General features: G+C 34.4%; 14 protein-coding genes, 3 tRNA genes and 1 riboswitch. Of the genes, 3 read left to right on the top strand and 14 right to left on the bottom strand.

The features are described 5' to 3' along the window. Nucleotides 1–66: 66 nt before the first annotated feature. The 14 genes from Q5N69_RS06510 to Q5N69_RS06445 form a co-directional block, all read right to left on the bottom strand. A complete protein-coding gene (locus tag Q5N69_RS06510) occupies nt 67–927 on the bottom strand; it encodes a phosphotransferase (protein ID WP_304368047.1) in 861 nt (286 codons plus the stop codon). An 83-nt stretch (nt 928–1,010) separates the two neighbouring features. Beyond that, the gene (gene pnuC, locus Q5N69_RS06505; RefSeq protein WP_304368046.1) at nt 1,011–1,634 is read right to left on the bottom strand and encodes a nicotinamide riboside transporter PnuC; all 624 of its coding nucleotides are present in this window, start codon (nt 1,632–1,634) and stop codon (nt 1,011–1,013) included. Nucleotides 1,635–1,659: 25 nt separating this feature from the next. Next, complete coding sequence (locus Q5N69_RS06500; RefSeq protein ID WP_304368045.1) at nt 1,660–1,926, bottom strand: hypothetical protein; 267 nt, start codon at nt 1,924–1,926, stop codon at nt 1,660–1,662. A 141-nt stretch (nt 1,927–2,067) separates the two neighbouring features. Further along, nucleotides 2,068–4,194 (bottom strand): TonB-dependent receptor, encoded by a 2,127-nt coding sequence (locus Q5N69_RS06495; RefSeq protein WP_304368044.1) that lies wholly within the window; start codon nt 4,192–4,194, stop codon nt 2,068–2,070. Between the two features lie 39 nt (nt 4,195–4,233). Beyond that, nucleotides 4,234–4,358, bottom strand: a riboswitch (TPP riboswitch). A gap of 155 nt (nt 4,359–4,513) precedes the next feature. Continuing rightward, entirely contained in the window at nt 4,514–4,864 is a 351-nt protein-coding gene (locus Q5N69_RS06490) for an HIT domain-containing protein (protein ID WP_304368043.1), read from the bottom strand. Between the two features lie 227 nt (nt 4,865–5,091). Then, nucleotides 5,092–6,105, bottom strand: coding sequence for a UDP-glucose 4-epimerase GalE (galE, locus tag Q5N69_RS06485; protein WP_304368042.1), 1,014 nt, complete (start codon nt 6,103–6,105; stop codon nt 5,092–5,094). Nucleotides 6,106–6,417: 312 nt separating this feature from the next. After that, nucleotides 6,418–8,238 carry an acyl-CoA dehydrogenase C-terminal domain-containing protein gene (locus Q5N69_RS06480; protein ID WP_304368041.1) on the bottom strand — a complete coding sequence of 607 codons (1,821 nt, stop codon included), beginning with the start codon at nt 8,236–8,238 and terminating at the stop codon, nt 6,418–6,420. A 431-nt stretch (nt 8,239–8,669) separates the two neighbouring features. Then, nucleotides 8,670–8,746 (bottom strand) — tRNA-Asp (locus Q5N69_RS06475). A gap of 47 nt (nt 8,747–8,793) precedes the next feature. Next, nucleotides 8,794–8,870: transfer RNA gene (locus tag Q5N69_RS06470), tRNA-Asp, on the bottom strand. 49 nt (nt 8,871–8,919) lie between these two features. Next, nucleotides 8,920–8,996: transfer RNA gene (locus tag Q5N69_RS06465), tRNA-Asp, on the bottom strand. 142 nt (nt 8,997–9,138) lie between these two features. Then, on the bottom strand, nt 9,139–10,461 hold the full coding sequence (locus Q5N69_RS06460; RefSeq protein ID WP_304368040.1) for a TIGR03503 family protein: 1,323 nt from the start codon (nt 10,459–10,461) through the stop codon (nt 9,139–9,141). A 20-nt stretch (nt 10,462–10,481) separates the two neighbouring features. Further along, the gene (dnaQ, locus tag Q5N69_RS06455) at nt 10,482–11,204 is read right to left on the bottom strand and encodes a DNA polymerase III subunit epsilon (RefSeq protein WP_304368039.1); all 723 of its coding nucleotides are present in this window, start codon (nt 11,202–11,204) and stop codon (nt 10,482–10,484) included. A 25-nt stretch (nt 11,205–11,229) separates the two neighbouring features. Then, on the bottom strand, nt 11,230–11,718 hold the full coding sequence (locus tag Q5N69_RS06450) for a DUF2919 family protein (RefSeq protein WP_304368038.1): 489 nt from the start codon (nt 11,716–11,718) through the stop codon (nt 11,230–11,232). Next, nucleotides 11,711–12,436, bottom strand: a complete 726-nt coding sequence (locus Q5N69_RS06445; RefSeq protein WP_304368037.1) for a DUF599 domain-containing protein — start codon at nt 12,434–12,436, stop codon at nt 11,711–11,713. The genes Q5N69_RS06450 and Q5N69_RS06445 overlap by 8 nt, the downstream gene beginning before the upstream one ends. 474 nt (nt 12,437–12,910) lie before the next feature. Between Q5N69_RS06445 and Q5N69_RS06440 the strand changes: the two genes are divergently transcribed. From Q5N69_RS06440 to Q5N69_RS06430, 3 genes are all read left to right on the top strand, one after another. Beyond that, nucleotides 12,911–15,286, top strand: a complete 2,376-nt coding sequence (locus Q5N69_RS06440; RefSeq protein WP_304368036.1) for a carbohydrate binding family 9 domain-containing protein — start codon at nt 12,911–12,913, stop codon at nt 15,284–15,286. Nucleotides 15,287–15,596: 310 nt separating this feature from the next. After that, nucleotides 15,597–16,922, top strand: a complete 1,326-nt coding sequence (locus Q5N69_RS06435; RefSeq protein WP_304368035.1) for a DUF2860 family protein — start codon at nt 15,597–15,599, stop codon at nt 16,920–16,922. Between the two features lie 11 nt (nt 16,923–16,933). Next, nucleotides 16,934–18,217 carry a FecR family protein gene (locus Q5N69_RS06430; protein WP_304368034.1) on the top strand — a complete coding sequence of 428 codons (1,284 nt, stop codon included), beginning with the start codon at nt 16,934–16,936 and terminating at the stop codon, nt 18,215–18,217. Nucleotides 18,218–18,236: the final 19 nt, after the last annotated feature.

The raw sequence follows: 18,236 nt of genomic DNA, 5'->3' as shown, positions 1-18,236 counted from the left end.
ACAAAAATAAATTAGCTATCCAAAACATTCTTAAAGGATTACAGAATATAAAATAAGTAGAAAGCACTAGGGGAATAACTGACTTAACACCGTATTTTCAGGATTCCTTTTATCAAACTGTGTTAACTGCTGAACAGCCAAATCATGAAATTCAGTCATCTCAGAGCCCTGTAAACCTTGAGCTTTATCGAAATACCACAAACCATTGATCAAATAAGCATAACTTAGATATTGTGCTAATTTTTTCTGATCTACTTTAATATTATCAGGACTCTTAAATTTCTCATAACACGTAACTGTATAAGCTTGCTCATCGGCATTCAGAAAGTTTATTGCCATAAACATGGCTAGATCATATTCTTTTTCTGCTAAACAAGCACATTCAAAGTCAACCAACCACGCTTTATTGTTTAATGTCATTATATTAGAAAAATTTACATCACCATGACAAACCAGAGGCTTGTTTTGAGGTTTATTTTCGATAGTAGAGATAACATCCAATACAAATTTAATATGCTTTACTTGGCTAACAGAGAAGCTTTTACTCTTGATTATATGTGTAATGATCTCAGAGAAGTTAAACTCAGGAATTGAAACATCTAAAGTATGGCATTGCTTCATTAATTCTATAGCGATTTCTATTTTGTTTTTAATATGGCTAAAAACCTTATCTAAACTTACAGCTTCTATGAATTCATTCACTAACCAGTTTTGGTCAGTATAAATAAGCTTTGGTGATAATTTGATTTTAGAAGCCGCGTTAGAAACTTTCAGTTCATTTTTAAAAGATTCTGAATTAGTTTCATACTTAACAAAATAACGTTTAATCGTTGAGTGATTTTTGGCTGATTGATGAACTGAGGTATTTATAATTGAAACGTCAAAACATGAACTACTCTGCCCTGTTTCAATTTTTGTAACAGACAAGCTTTCACCATCACATAGATTGAAACAAGGTAATACTTTTATTCTTTCACAAAGCTGTTTTTGCTCATGTAAATTCATCAGCGTTAACTAGCTAAGTTAACGGTTAAACCATCATAGGTTTTATATTCTTTTCGCCATTTATAATATCCATAAGCCGCGAGACCAATGAATACTGTGAAAAGAAAAGCAGTAGGCATTAAATCTTTTTCTACATACAAATGAATAGATACCGCGTCAATCACTATCCAATAAAGCCAATTTTCCACCACTTTTTGTGCCACTAAATAAGTTGCAAATACGGCGAATACAGTTGTAGTGCTATCTAAATAAGGAAAATCAGTTGGTGTATATGCATCCATTAAAGCTCCTACAATTATTGAAATAACACTCAAACTAATAATAATAATTATATGTGTTTTTAGCTGATATACCTTTAGTTGGACTTTTTTGGCATCAAATTCTTCAGTATGTTTATTCCAACAATACCAACCATAAAGAGCCATTCCCATGTAATAGACCTGAAGAAAGCTGTCCATCCACAAATAAAACCTATAAAACAAAAAGGTATAAATAGCGGTACTAATAAAAGCAGCAGGCCAACACCATACATTAGTTTTAGCAGCCAGAATGACATAAAGTAATGAACTTATAACAGCAATTATTTCTAAAAACGATAAAGTTGAATAATAATTTAAAAGATCTTCCACTACACTAGCCCTTACAAATTTAATATTACAGTTCAGGTTCTACTTCTGATCTATTTCCACCAATAAACTTACAAACAAAAACAGCTGAGCCTACAGTTTCATGAACATGTTTGATTTCAGCCATAACATGTTTAACGGTAAGATCGTATTCACCAAAAACCTGAGTGCTCATACCGTTAGTAACAACTTCTAAACCATCAACTAAGCGAAGTTTTTTAATAAAATCCCATATGTCTTTTTTGAAATTCTCTTCGGCCAATGGATATAAACTGATCTCTATCGAAATTTCCATACTACTCACCTTATATTTAGATTAAATCCTTGATAAAAATGCAGTTAACTTCAATGTTAAGTTTTCATTATTATCAAGAGTTCATTAATATTTATACCGGAGTTATAAACTCAAATGTTTATAACTCGGCTTTTAAATAAATTAAAAATTATAATTAAATGTTGCACCAAACACTGCAGGTTCACCTAATTGATAATATGCTTTATCAATATAACCATCGCGTGGGTCATTACCAAAGTAAAAACCACGAGTTTGGTAATCTTCATCGGTTAAATTACGTCCCCAAATCACTATATTCCAATCATCTACACTATAGGTTACTGACGCATTCAATAATTCAACGGCTTCTGATTTTTCATCATGGCTATCCGAGAAGAAAAATTCATCTTTAGCTTCAATTGATACATTAAATAACCATTCATCATTGATGTAATAGTTAAGACCTAAATTAGCTTGATAAGACGGCGCATGTGCTTGATCTCTTCCTGATAAAGAAACAGCACCCGCTTCTGTTATGTAATCAAAAGACTTGTACTCTGTATCAAGTAAACCTGCAGAGCCATACACTTCAACATGATCATTGATGTTCCAACCGGCTTCTAGCTCAAGTCCTAAGTTAGAGCCTGAAGAAGCATTATCTAAAAACTCAATAAACTCGCCTTGTTCACCAGGTGCTGTTGCTTCTTTTTGATATGATATTTTTACTTGAACATCATCTCTGTCCATGTAAAAAGCTGCGGCTCTAAAGTATGCTGCATCATCAAGGAATGTAGCTTTATAACCTAGTTCGTAGTTCCATAAATACTCAGGTTCGAATTCACGTTGTTCATCTAATAAAGAACCATCGGTATTAACACCACCCGCTTTATAACCACGATTTACTGAGGCGTATACCATAGATGATGGATCAAGCTGATATGCAAGCACAACTTTACCACCCACCATAGTATCTGACGGAGAAGCGCTAAAATCAGTGCTGTTAGTGTAATCAGCATCACGGTCTTCTAAACGTAAACCTGTTGTTAGCGTTAACTGTGAAGATAAAATGGTTGATAGTTCAACATAAACCGCTGTTGTTGTAGTTTCAAAGTTAGATGAGAAGCTAGGATCCCATGTATAAATGCGAGTTAAATCAGACTCGTCGTTTTTGAAATAAACACCCGCTACCCATGATGTAGAATTATTAAAGATTTCATTACCTTCTTTTGAGGTGGCGCGTAACTCTAACGTTTGTGTTTTCTTATCACGGAAGTAATAATCTGTTGACGAGTAACCATAAGCATCAGCTAAACAACTTTCTGAAGTACAAGCACCTGTTTGCCAATCGTATTGACCAAACGCCCAATCTTCATCATATCCATAAGCCAATTCACTATCAGCGTAACTTGCTATTAGTTTTACATCTGCTTGATTGAAGCCGCTGTAGTTAAAAGTAGTCGCTAGTGCTGTAGTTTTTTGTGTATCAAAACCTGGCTCATCTGAATAAGTATTACGATTATTATCTAATGAAAATGCGTCATAACCGTTATCAAAATCGAAATGCATCACCGTTACATCAATGTTTAAGTCATCACTTGCTTCAATTGCCAGCTTGCCTCTAAGGCTCAATTCGTCACGATTGCTTGTATCATCACGATCTAAATAAAGGTTTTCCATAAAACCATCACTTTTATATTGCTCTGCAACTAAGCGATAATTAACTTTTTCAGCCGCAGGCCCAGATACAACAAGCCCTAACCCTTTGCTGCCATAATTACCCGCAGTAGCTTTAATAGCGCCTTCAAAGGTATCAGATGGTGCGTTTGTAGTAATATTTACAATACCTGCTAAAGCATTAGCACCAAAGCGTGTACCTTGTGGCCCACGAAACACTTCAGTTTGTTCAACATCAAACATCGATGAAACACTACCAATACCAGTGAAATCCACCTCATCAATAATAATACCTACTGATGGGTTAATTGGTTCCTGGAACTGGCTACGTTCACCTATACCACGTATTTGATAATATCTTGCACGTTGTGAACCACCTGCAAAGTTAACATTAGGTGTTAGAGCAATAATTTCTTCTAAGTTTTGCGCATTACGTCGTTTAATATCTTGTTCTGATAATAAACTAACCGCACTTGGTATTGTCTGAATATTGGTTTCTCTGAAGTCACCTTTAACAGTGATCACTTCCATCACTGATGTGTCATCAGCTACAGCTTGGGCAGTTAAGAGAATTGAAGATATCGCTAAAGCGATTGTAGATACTTTGTTTGTCATTTGGTTCTCATATAAATAATATGGAACCAGCGCAATTAATGGCGGTGTTCTATCCCATTCCTACGCTGGCATTATCCAGTTCAGGTTCTAGGGTTTGTGCTTAACACATCTCAGCAAATACATTAACAATCAGTTAACTTGTATTGGCACCCCTTGGTTTGGCGTGAATATTAACAATTTCTAACGGAATGTACAGAAAATAACGAGATAAGATAAAGATAATTCAGCATTTTATTATGTATCTCATAATAAAATGCTATAAGAAAAGGATAAGTTTTAACCTTAATTAGAGATTTTAATGAATCTAAAACTTACAAATTTAGATAGACAACATTTTACCTAATGGCTCTCCGCCAACTAAGTGCATGTGAATATGGTAAACCTCTTGGCCGCCATGCTTATTACAATTCATAATTAAACGATAGCCATTTTCATCTATGCCTTCTTCTTTTGCCAATTTACGCGCAACAGTAAATAGTCGCCCTAAAGCTAACTCATCGTCTTGTGTTACATCATTTACCGTAGGGATCAGTTTATTAGGAATAATAAGAATATGAGTTTTAGCTTGTGGGGAAATATCTCTAAAAGCACTTACAAGATCATCTTGGTATAGAAGTGTCGTTGGAATTTCTTGGCGAATAATTTTAGAAAATATAGTTTCTTCTGGCATTTTACTTCCTATGTAACCCGTAATTGGATTAATTTATTTTACTCAGTATTTATTAAATATTAGTGATAATTAGCGATATTTAAAGAAAGACTTAATCATCACTATAACTTGAATTAACTGTCTGCGAAATTATTTATAAAGACGAGGATATAAAAGAGCCAATTACTTTTCAATAATTGGCTTTATCGGTGACCTTTGAATAACTTATCGTTAAAGATAAATAATGCCTAGCTGTTATAACCGTCAGGGTTATTTGATTGCCAGCGCCACGAGTCGTTTACCATATCATCTAATGTTTTTTCAGCTTGCCAATCTAAAACTGATTGAGCATAAGCAGGATCTGCATAGCATTGCCCAATATCACCAGCTCTACGTTCAATAATCTTATAAGGTACTTCTTTATTACATGCTTTAGAAAATGCAGCAACCATTTCTAAAACAGAATAACCCTGGCCCGTGCCTAAATTGAATGTATGACAACCTGCTTGACCATGTAGTTTTTCAATCGCTTGTACATGGCCTTTCGCTAAATCGACAACATGAATATAATCACGAACGCCTGTACCATCAACTGTATCGTAATCGTCACCAAACACAGATAAAAATTCACGTTTCCCTACGGCTACCTGAGTAATAAATGGCATCAAGTTATTTGGAATACCTTTTGGATCCTCACCTATAGTTCCCGAAATATGTGCGCCTACAGGATTAAAATAACGGAGTAAAACAACAGATAATTTATTATTAGCAACAACTGTCTCACGGCACATTTGCTCTACAACAAGTTTCGTTTGACCATAAGGGTTGGTTGTACTTAATGGGAAGTCTTCGGTAATTGGAACCGTAGCAGGATCACCATAAACGGTAGCAGACGAGCTAAACACTAACGTATTTACATTATGCTTTTCCATCACTTGCATAAGCACACGTGAACCGCTTACGTTGTTGTCATAATATTTTAATGGTTGTTCAGTTGATTCGCCTACAGCTTTTAAACCAGCAAAGTGGATAACGGCATCAACCTTATGTTGAGAAAAAGCAGCATCAAGCGCAGCTTCATCACGAATATCAGCATTAATAAAAGTCATTTTCTTGCCCGAAATTTTTTCTACTCGGCTCATAGACTCTTCGCTACTGTTACTTAAATTATCAACAATAACCACTTCATGGCCAACTGCTAATAATTCAATACAAGTGTGTGAACCTATATATCCGGCGCCACCTGTTACTAATATTTTCATGATAAAACGTCCCTTAAGTTTAATAATTTTTTCATTAATCTTTTAAATTATATTTAAAAACAGATAATTAAGTAATAAGAATATAAAAAATTAATGAAAAAACAATCGATATACTTCAATGTATGCTGATTTTACTAACGCGCTAAATTATACATGTTATTTAAAGGTTAGTATCAGCAAGATTTATATTTTATCGATTTTAGTTAGATATTTACCAGAACAGTAAAAGAATAAAAGTATTAAATGAAAGGGAGATATAAGAAAATACAGAGCCACGGTTGGGGGTGTGGCCCTATATTTTTAGAGACGGTTTTAAAGGAAAGAGAATAACTCTTCGTCAAGCTGCATCAATGTTTTAGGATCTGCCATCATGGTAGCGGCAAGTGATTTAGTTCTTGGTAACATTTTTTCAAAGTAAAACTCTGCAGTTTTAATTTTAGCTCGGTAGAAATCACGGTTTTCAACATCACCCGCTAATTTTTCGTAAGCTGATTGTGCCATTTGTGCCCACATGTAAGCCATAACAATATAACCCGAGTACATTAGGTAATCTACTGAAGCAGAGCCAACAAAATCTCTGTTGTTCTTAGCTTTCAGAGCTAACCTAAATGAATACTGTTGCCAATTAGCAATAGCTTTACTTAATGGCCAGATAAACTTATTCATTTGGCGTTTGTGTGGATTACTTGAGATCATACTTTTATCTTTACAGAAAGATAAAACCTCATAGCTGAAGTCTTTTAACGAACGACCTCGAGACAATAATATTTTACGACCTAGCAGATCTAAAGCTTGTATACCTGTAGTGCCTTCGTAAAGTGTTGCAATACGAGTATCACGAACAATTTGCTCCATACCCCATTCTTTAATATAACCATGACCACCAAAAATTTGCAGACCATGGTTAGCACTTTCTAAACCTAATTCAGTTAAAAATGCCTTTAAGATAGGTGTAATAAAACCAAGTTTAGTATCAGCAATTTGCTTCTCTTCATCGGTTTTAGCCACATCAATCTGATCAACAATTTTAGCCGCATAATAAATCATTGCACGACCACCTTCAGAAATAGCTTTTTGTGTCATCAGCATTTTACGAACATCTGGATGCACAATAATAGGATCAGCTACTTTGTCAGGGAATTTCTTACCTGTTAACGAACGCATTGAAAGGCGTTCTTTCGCATATAAAAGTGAATTTTGGTAAGCTAACTCAGCAGCACAAATACCTTGCAGTGCTGTACCCACACGAGCTGTATTCATAAAGGTGAACATACATTCAAGACCTTTATTTTCAGGTCCAATTAAATAACCTTTCGCTTCATCAAAGTTCAAAACCGCTGTTGAAGAAGCTTTGATCCCCATTTTGTCTTCTATAGAGCCACAAGTTACATTATTGTGTTCGCCTACATTTCCAGCTTCATCAGTCTGCATTTTAGGTACAATAAATAATGAAATACCTCGAGTGCCAGCTGGTGCGTTAGGTAAACGTGCTAATACAATATGAATAATATTGTCAGTTAAGTCGTGCTCACCCGCAGAAATAAATATTTTAGTACCTGAGATGTTATAAGAACCATCATCATTAGGTTCGGCTTTAGTTTTTACTTGCCCTAAATCTGTACCACATTGAGGCTCTGTTAAGCACATGGTGCCAGTCCAAACGCCTTCGGTAAGCTTGGTAAGGTAAAGCTCTTTCTGTTCGTCTGTACCGTGCTCATGAATCGTGTTCATTGCACCATGGCTTAAACCTGGATACATAGCAAACGACCAATTAGCTGTTCCCATCATTTCTGATTTAACCATACCTAAAGAAGATGGTAAGCCTTGACCACCGTAACCTTCTGGATGAGATAAAGACTGCCATCCGCCATCAACATATTGTTGATAAGCTTCTTTAAAACCTTTAGGAGTTGTAACTTTACCTTCGTTAAATGTACAACCTTCTTTATCACCACTTTGATTTAATGGTAATAATTCGCCCTCACAAAATTTTGCACACTCTTCCATAATGGCATCAACCAAATCTGGAGTTGCTTCTTCATACTCAGGTATTTTTCCGTAATGCCCGTAGTAATCAAAAACATCTTCTAGCAAAAACTTTATATCTTTTATTGGCGCTTTATAACTTAGCATCAGACATGCTCCTAAAAATTTGAATAAAACTATTGCCTGTAAGTAGACAATAACTTTAAGAACATGTCAACTGGTCGTACCTCTTATTTTTAATTAAAAAAATAACCTTAATTTAAAGAAAATTAGGGTTAATTAATTTTATCCAACAAAAGTTTGTAGGTATAAAAAAGGGAAAATAACGAATTTAAGAATGTTAAGACAATGAATAAGCAAGCGCAGTTCGGTATATTATTTAAAGCAAAAATTAAGCATTTTAAAATCACATGGTTTTAGAAAATAAATTTAAAAGGAATAAATAGAAAAATAAATAAAGAATTTATATTAGTGAGATTTATATATGAATTTATGAGGATTTTATAATTTACATATGGGGTATATGTAAATTCTTACATTGTCATTAACAGGATAATGACAAAAACTACTTTAAAAATTGGCGGAGTGGACGGGACTCGAACCCGCGACCCCCGGCGTGACAGGCCGGTATTCTAACCAACTGAACTACCACTCCGCTATTTTTAAATAGCTATAAAACAATGAGAAAAATACAAATAAAATTGGCGGAGTGGACGGGACTCGAACCCGCGACCCCCGGCGTGACAGGCCGGTATTCTAACCAACTGAACTACCACTCCGCTATATCGCTTTTCAGATTTTTTTCAGGATTCTTAACCTTAGATTAATTGGCGGAGTGGACGGGACTCGAACCCGCGACCCCCGGCGTGACAGGCCGGTATTCTAACCAACTGAACTACCACTCCACACATCAATCGCGCTTTCAACAACATGTCGTTGAATGCGGCGGAGATAATACGGTTATGAAGACTGTCAGTCAACCACTTTTTTAATATAATTTACTGTATGGATATTTGATAACCAATACGTTGGAAAACTCGCCATATTTTATAAGGATAGTTCAGTTTTTGCTGCTTTCTTCTTACGTATTGCGATAAAAACAAAAATGCAAATACCTAAAATAATGATAACTGCGTTAATAATTCCTATGGTTATATACATTTGTTTTTGTTTTTCTTCTTCCTCAGCTTTCATTTTGGCTTGTTCAATTGCTAAAGTTTCGGCAGCTAAAGCTTCTTTTTCTGCTAAAATTTCCGCTGCGGTTTTTCTAGGTATTAAAATTTCATTACCTTCTTCATCAATTGAAGATATTAACAGTCCATTTTTATTTTCAGCATTAAAATTAAATTGAGGTAAAGTTAAAACAAATTCTCGACCGGTTATGGTTTTGCCAAATACATCTGCATTAATACGATGTATTCCTGCTTCAGTGTATTCAAATTCCTTTATTCTTAAGTCTTTATCTTCTTCAAGCAAAGAAAATTCAAATTCTTGTTTATCTGGATACTCAATTTTCCCCTGCAATATAATACTTTGAGGATCAACATAAGTAGGATCAATATGGAATTTAACAATATGATTTACCCCTTCTTCATCACTTGCTTTAACAGTGATACTTACCGGAGATTGCTGAATAACAACAGGCTTTTGTCTTAACTCCCTACTCATCATAGGCATTTTCACATAATAAATAGGTAACCATTCACCAGGAGCAAAGTTTAGAACAAACTCTCCGGTGTATACCCCGTCCCCTGCTTTCTCATCGTAATCATAGCCATCATCGAGAAATGAGCCTAATTTAACAGGCGCTGCACCAAAATTATCGTACAACTTATTATTAGAGCTAAAAAAATCAATATCTAAATTTACTACCGCTCTAAATAATGGATCGGTTAATCCTTTTTCACCATTAACTAGTTTACCTGTAATTTTTAGTGTTTCACCTGCAAGTAATATTTTAGGTAGAGGTTCAACCTCAATCATTACATCTGTTACTACAAGAATTTGACTGCCTGGAAGTATTTGCCCAATCGCTTGCCAAGGTCCTGCCATTGGATTTTTTATTTTAATCATGTCGTAAGTACGATCATCAAACCATTCAACGCTATTGTCACCAGGCAGACTATTTATTTTGAGTTTAGTGCCATCAGGTTTTACTAAAATAATGGGTTGGGAGCCGCGTTGACGATAAAAAATAAGTTTTACTTCTTCGATATTAGAATCTATGCGAAAGCGATTATCAAAATAAGGGATTTGGTTAGTAACATTGTCTGAATCGTAATATTTAACTTGAGGTACATTACTATCGGCAAAAACAAATAAAGGTAAAATAAGAAATACCGTACTTATATGAAATAGGATATTTAACATCTTATTATTTTTCCTCATTTTTATTTTCCCCATATTGGTGAGCTACCTTTTTCTTTTATAATAGCCAAACGTTCTTGATGTGCTATTAGTTCATCGGCAGTTGCACCAATAACCTTTAATTTACTTCTATTGGGATCCAATCTTCTTATTTCATCAGAGTTCCCATTTTCACCATCACCAGCAAGTAAATTAAAAGCTGCTTGCTTACGTGTCATTTCTACATAAACAAATGCAAGTAACTGAGCATCAATTAATGCCCCATGATAAGTACGGTCAACTAACTTATCCACTTTATAAAATTTAGCTAAGTAATCTAGGGTTTTAGGAGAACCAAATTCATCTTTAGATACTTTCAATGTATCTATAACCGTACACATGTCGTACGTCATAGGTACTTTTTTTGTTAACATTGAAAATTCATGGTCCATAAAGCCCACATCGAACTTAGCGTTATGGATAACTAATTCAGCACCATCAATAAATTTAATAAAGTCATCAGCAACTTGAGAAAATATAGGTTTATCTTGTAAAAACTCGTTAGTTAAACCATGAATATCAATAACTTCCTGCTCCATTATAATGAGAGGGTTGATATAAACATGGTAGTTACGACCAGTTAATTGGCGGTTAACCATTTCAACACAACCAATTTCAACGATACGATGCCCTTCTCTTGGGTTAATACCCGTTGTTTCAGTATCTAGAATAATTAATCGTTCATCTTTTTTTTCAATGTTACTCACGTGTAATGCCTTTTAATTGAATATTCTATTTTTCGATTTCTTCAGGGAATTCTTTAATATTTAACTTTACTTTTTTATTAGTATAGAGGAAAACCACCAAGACTAACGTTATAACTATTTGTATTAATAGCCATGTGTAAGATAAAAGAGATAAATAAAAATAACCGATAACACTTACAGTTAAATCTACAACTAACGCACAAAGTAAAAACTTTCTTATATGTTGCCAACAAAACTTAATCCACAAAGCTGCATTCGGGCGCCTTAAGCTAATGATTAGAAATACAAATAAACCTAAAGCACCTGAAACTAAACTAAGGTAAAACATCTTAGGATCAGGAAAAATCATCTCAATGGTATCAGTTTGATTATTCATATTTGAGATCGACATTATCCATACAATATAGCCCCGCGTAACAAAAGCTAATATCGCATAAATGCCTATAGAAAGTTTCAGACAATCAAATTGATTAAAGTCTTTTAATGAGTAATTAGAATATAGCTGTTTATTCATCAGGAAAGTTTTTTTCTTTATTATCCTCTAAATGCATTTTCGCCTGAGTTATAGCAATAAGAGCTTTAGATTTAAATTCACGATTATATAAAGTATGAACAACAAAGATTGTTGCAAAAATTGATAACAGAGGATGATAAAACCAACACATAACAGGAATAGAGAAATAATAGGCACGTAAACCATAATTATATGAGTGTGCAGCTTGGTCATGTACTTTAGCCATTTGACGAGCATAAGCTCTAAGGTCTTCATTCAACCCACTCTCATCAATTGGAGCTGCTCCCACCATAACGTTCAAAAAACCATATTGCCTCATAGACCAGGTAAATTTGAAAAAAGAAACAATAAATATTAAAGCTAAAATACTAAGCTTAAGTTGATACATAGCTACATCAGATAAAGCAGCATAAGGTATTGCATGAAAGACTTCTTGTAGCTGCTCAGTACGACTAAATAATGTTAATACACCAGCTAAAACTAATAGTGTTGTAGAAGCAAAAAAAGCAATATTACGCTCAAGATTGGAGATAAGCGCAGCTTCGCCTACCCGATTAGTTTTTTTAATAACACCATACATCCAGTAAATACGATGATAATTTAAACTTCTAGCAAGGCAATCTGTTGTTTTAGCCTTTTTACGAGCAAATATAGTATATCCTGCCCAAAAAGTAACAAAACAAAATAAGGCGACGCAGTTTAATAGATATAAAGACATTTTCTCGATTTCGGTATGTAGATTTTGTTCATATTATGCAGTAGCTAAAAAAAAGATTCGAGCTTAAAACAGTTAAAACCAAATAAAAACATTCACTAATTATGAAAAAAAACCTTCATTGGCTGATTTGAATAGATAAACTTTTCATATTACATACATCGAGTAAAAACCTATAATCGTGTAATTTCCATACATATTTGATAAAAGGCTTTGAAACAAACAGACAATACTGTCCAGAAGGTTAAATAAAAAGCTAAGCTATTTTAGCTCCTCATTATATTGGAAGGCTAGGCTAAATCATGCCCGTCGAGATTAATGGTTTTGTGCCTATCACAAATCTTAACGTTCAGGTTAAAAAAGACTCTAAGTATAGGTTGTATAAACAAATTATATTTGTAACAATTTACAACATACACATATAGCATGTGAAAAAGACAAGATGATGACTAATAATAATTAAAATTTGGAGAACAAATGGAAAAGCTAAGGAGTAGCTGTTTATATTTTTCAGCTGGTTTATTCTTATTAATTTCGATGTTTACATCAGCACAATCTCTTAATAAAGATAATAAGTTAATTATCCCCAATACCAATCAAGCAATCATTATTGATGGTGTACTTGACGATTTGGTATGGAAAAATGCCCTCAATATTTCTTTAGATATTGTTAATAGTCCTTGGGATAACCTTCCTAGCCCCGTAAAAACTGAAGCAAAAATCATTGAAGATGGTAAATTCATCTACATTTCCTTTCTTGCTTTAGATCCAAACCCTGACAACATTCATGGTTTTCTTGGTGACAGAGATACTACTTGGGGGGATGACATCGTTGGTATCAAGTTAGATACATTTAATAGTAAACAACTAAATTATAACTTTTTTGTTAACCCTTTTGGTGTGCAGAACGATTCAATCTCTAATGAAGTTAATGGTGACGAAAACCGATTATGGGATGGAAACTGGCAATCATTTGGGAAAAAAACGAGTACGGGTTACCAAGTAGAAATAGCTATTCCTTATAATATTCTTAACTTTGATGCTAAAAACAGTGAAAAAACGTGGGGAATTGAATTTGTAAGATTCTATCCACGAGATGAACGCCTTCGTATTTCGCATATTCAACTTGATAAAGATAATGATTGTTGGTTATGCCAAGTATCAGAAATCACAGGCTTTGAACATTTAAGTGAAAGTAAAAACCTAACAGTTATCCCATCAATGGTTGCTGCCAATAATCAACAAAGAGATCCGTACGATAATAATTCTGATTGGGCTAAAAATAATGATATCGATGCGGGTATAGATATTCGTTGGGGAGTAACAGCAAATACCTTACTTAACGCCACAATCAACCCAGACTTTTCAACGGTAGAGTCTGATTCTGGTCAATTAAGTGTTAATAATATTAATTCGTTATATTTCGATGAAAAACGTAGTTTCTTTTTAGAAAACTCAGACTACTTTAGTAGTAATTATGATCTCGTTTACACACGTAATATTGCCGATCCAGATTATGGTGCTAAGCTCACCAGCAGAACAGATAAATATAGTTACGGTATATTTGTTACCAACGATCAACAAACCAACTTTATCGTACCAGGTAATGTCAGTGATGATATTGCAACCTTAAATACCGAAAGCCACTCTGCGGCTTTTAACTATCGTTATAATTTTAATAAGCAGCTCACATTAGGCTTAATATCAACTCTTAGAAGCGCAGATGATTATCATAATGCTGTCGCAGGTATAGATGCAAAATATAAGTTTAATGACTCCCATACAGTAAATGCTCAATATTTATATTCAGACACTGAATATCCAGAAGACCTATTTGAAAGTTTCTGTTTAGGTGACTCTTGTCTAACACCATCGACACAATGCTTATTCGGTAACTGTGAATTTACTGAACAAGTTAACCGAACTAATATCACTGACGACTTTAGTGATAATGCCTACATAATTGATTACCAATTTAAAACTGAGTTATGGGATTTCCAAGCTTCACATGAAAAAATCAGTAACCTATTTCGTGCTGATTTAGGCTTTATGACAAAAGTCGACTATCAAAAAAATGAACTCGGTTTTTCTCGTTTATTTTACGGTGATAACGATGACTTTTGGTCAGAAACCCTCTACTTTGCCACTTGGTATAATACTAAAAATGATGAAGGTGACTTTCTTGAACGCTCATTTGATGGTGGAATTGAGTTATTTGGGCCTAAATTATCACTATTAAGTGTAAACATAGTACAAGCAACAAAAACAGGCTTAAGGCATGATGACTCTGTATTAACTTTAGCTAATAACACTACGTTATTTGACGAGCAACAGGTAAAATTATACGCTGAATTTAAGCCTTTTAATCGATTATTTACCGGTATAGGCTATGATTTTGGTGACAAAGTTGACTATAACAATAATCGTTTAGGTAGCTTCAATGAAGTATATATTGAGATCACGAGTAATATTACCGACCATTTATTTATTGAATTTGATCACACTTACAGCAGATTAAAAGCTGATCACGTCACCAACCTGTCAAACGATGATGTATTTGTCGCTAATTTAAGTAATTTACGTATTTCCTACCAGTTTGATGTAGAAAGCTATTTGAAATTCAGCTTAGCTTATATAGATGTTGAATATAACCCAGAAAATAACCCACTTATAGATACAGGTGATATTTATAAGGATTTATCTACTCAGTTAATATATTCATATAAGTTGAACCCTCAAACCGTATTTTTCTTAGGGTATTCTGACAACAGCTTCCAAGATGATTATTTGAGAAAGCTTTCACGTGCAGAAAAAACATTTTTCACTAAAGTCAGTTATGCTTGGTCGTTATAAAATTGTTAATGGGAAATGTGAATTAAGTTAACCAAATATTGCAAACTTTATCCATTAAAATCAATTAGATAAAATACCTCTATATCCCTCAAAATCCACTCTATTTATATTGATCTGCCCCCCTTTTTGGGGGTACGATACAATTCATTCGAACTTTATGTAAACATTTGTAACTTATTTAAGAATAAATACTACACTTTAAATAGTTAGAACTCTGGTAACTTTAACTTTAAGAATGACTCATTATTCTTAACCTGTTGAGTTATGAATTTATCTTTAAATAAATATCTCTTTTTAGCCGCAGGTAATTATGATCAAAAAAACACTTTTTCCTTTATTTTTATCTCTTTGTTGTATTTCACACAACGCATCAGCTAATACAGTAGAGGCCGATTCAAATTTAGAGAAGTTAAAAAAAGAAGTTAGCGAAAGCGCTTTTGATTCAGCTTGGCTGACTGCCCAAACACTTAAAGAAGAATACTTAGGTGATCCAGCATTTGATTTTTTATATGGTCTAACCGCCCTAGCAAAGGATCAAGCTGAATATGCTGTTTTTGCATTTGAGCGTGTTACCGCTAATAAACCTGAATGGTTAGACGCCCAATATTTGTTAGCTAAAGCTAATTATAAAATTGCAAATTACCAAGGGGCAATCACCGCTAGTCAAATATTATTAAGCAACCCTAAGACATCCGAGAAATTAAAAGAGTCTGCTAATACCTTAATGAGCTTATCTCAATCTAAATTAGACAAACAATCTTTCTATGTATCACAACGGGTATCATTAAGTTTAGGACACGACTCAAACATTAATTCAGGTACAACAGAAGACAACATTTTTATCCCATCAACGGGCGATACATTTCTATTAACCGAAGAAAGTAAAGAGAATAGCGATAATTATGGTTCTCTTAGTTATCAAGCTTCTGGAAGTAAGGTTTTTTCTCAAGTATCAAAAATTCTTTTCTCAGGTAAAGGCACCATACATAAATTCCAAGACGAATCACAATTCGACCGAATGTTTGCTGATCTCGCGCTTCAATATCAACATAGTTTTGATTTTGGACGTGTTTCTGTTGGTCTTAAATTAACGCCTTTATGGTTGGACGACGAATTATATAGAACCCGAACTACCTTAACGACTAGCTTTGAGAAGCAACTAACACCTCAATGGTTAGTTACAACAGGTTTAAACGTGGGCAAAACCAATAATAAAATTAGTGATGCATTAAATACTGATAACGTTTCAGTTAACCTCGCGGGGCATTACTTCTCTAACAACTTAAAACATTCTTTTGGTTTAAGTTACTCAGATGAAAATAGCGATAAAGATATCTACGATTACAATAGCCAAAAAATCACAACGGTAAGCTATTCAAATGTATGGATCATAAACAACGCTTGGATTGCTAGCGGAATGATTGCTTATCAAGAAAAAGAATACCAAGACTCACACCCTTTCTTTCTTGAACAACGTGACGATGACATGTGGCTAGCATCGGCAAGTCTGCAATACAATCAATCTAAACAATGGTCATATAACTTAAACATTAATGCACAAGATAAAGACAGTAATTTATCGCTCTTTTCTTATCAACGTTCAGATATCAGCTTAACCGCTAGTATGAACTTTTAGAGGTAATTGATATGAGAATACGTACTAAAGCTCTATTAACAAAAACGACACCTACGCTTATTTTACTTAGCTGTTTAGGTTCTGTTGGCCCAAGCTTCGCTGCCGAAGAAATCGTTGCGGGTAAAACACTATTAGCTAAAGGCAATGTTAAAGCTATTAATCCCGAGACAAACGATAGTCGTTCTTTAAAGCGTCGCTCTAAAATAATGTCTGTTGAACATATAACTACAGGTGAAAATAGTAAAGCCCAGTTTAGTATGTCTGATGGTGGATTAATCACCTTAAAAGAGAATACTGAAATTAACGTTAGCCACTATGTATTTGATGAAGAAACACAACAAGGTTCAGCAACCTTAGAAGTTATTAGCGGTGGTTTACGTTCAATCAGTGGTTTGATCAAAAAAACAGGTGGCGACTATCAAGTTAAAACCCCTGTAGGCTCGATTGGTATTCGCGGAACTCACTTTGCTGTAGAAGTATCAGGCGACGATGTATATTTTGGCGTTTATAGCGGCAATATAGATATAGAGTTAGACAATGAGCAAACCCTTTCATTGGGTGTTAGTGAAGGTTTTGCTTTTGCATCGGTTAGCCAATCAGGAACAATTACCCCATTTACTAAAGCACCTGAAATTTTATCCTTAGGCTATAACACTTCACAGTCAGAAAGCTCAGATGATGCTGTAGATGAAGATGTGCCGACTGAAAATAGTAACGCTACACCAGTCACTAGTGTTGCTTCTACTGATGTTATTCCAGAAACAACAAATGATACCTCAGAAGCATCGGATTCAGAAACATCAAATACACAAGTTAATAGTAGTGAAGAGTTGGTTGCCTCTGATGTTTACACTGATTTGGTATCTGAAGAAATAGAAAGCGTAACTGAAGAGATTGTAGATATAGAAGACATTCAAACTATCGCAGAGCTTATCTCTGAGCGTACAGGTACTTTTAATTACGCAGAAATCACTCAAAGCGACGTAACTTCATCGGTTGGAAATGCAGGCGATTTATCTCTTAACTTAGCTGTCGATTTTGACAATGGAACCGTTCCTGGTGGTTCATTAAGCTTAACTGATGCTCAAGGTGAATGGTTTGCTTCATATTCGGGCTTGATCAATGTAGATCAGTTAGAACTCAATGTTAACTTTGCTTCACATGCTAATAAGCGCGCAGATGGTGATATTACTGCGGTATTTTCAGATGGTTTAGATGAAATTACCGGTGAATTTAATTTACAGGAAGTTGATGATACATCAATTTCAACTGAAGGCTCTTTTCAGATTAAATAAGATTTTATAACAGAGCCAC

Origin of the sequence: Pseudocolwellia sp. AS88 (assembly GCF_030551755.1) — a bacterium.
In the GTDB taxonomy this organism is placed as follows: domain Bacteria; phylum Pseudomonadota; class Gammaproteobacteria; order Enterobacterales; family Alteromonadaceae; genus Pseudocolwellia.
The sequence above is the reverse complement of the archived record's forward strand: the minus strand, read 5'-3'. Positions and strand labels throughout refer to the sequence as shown.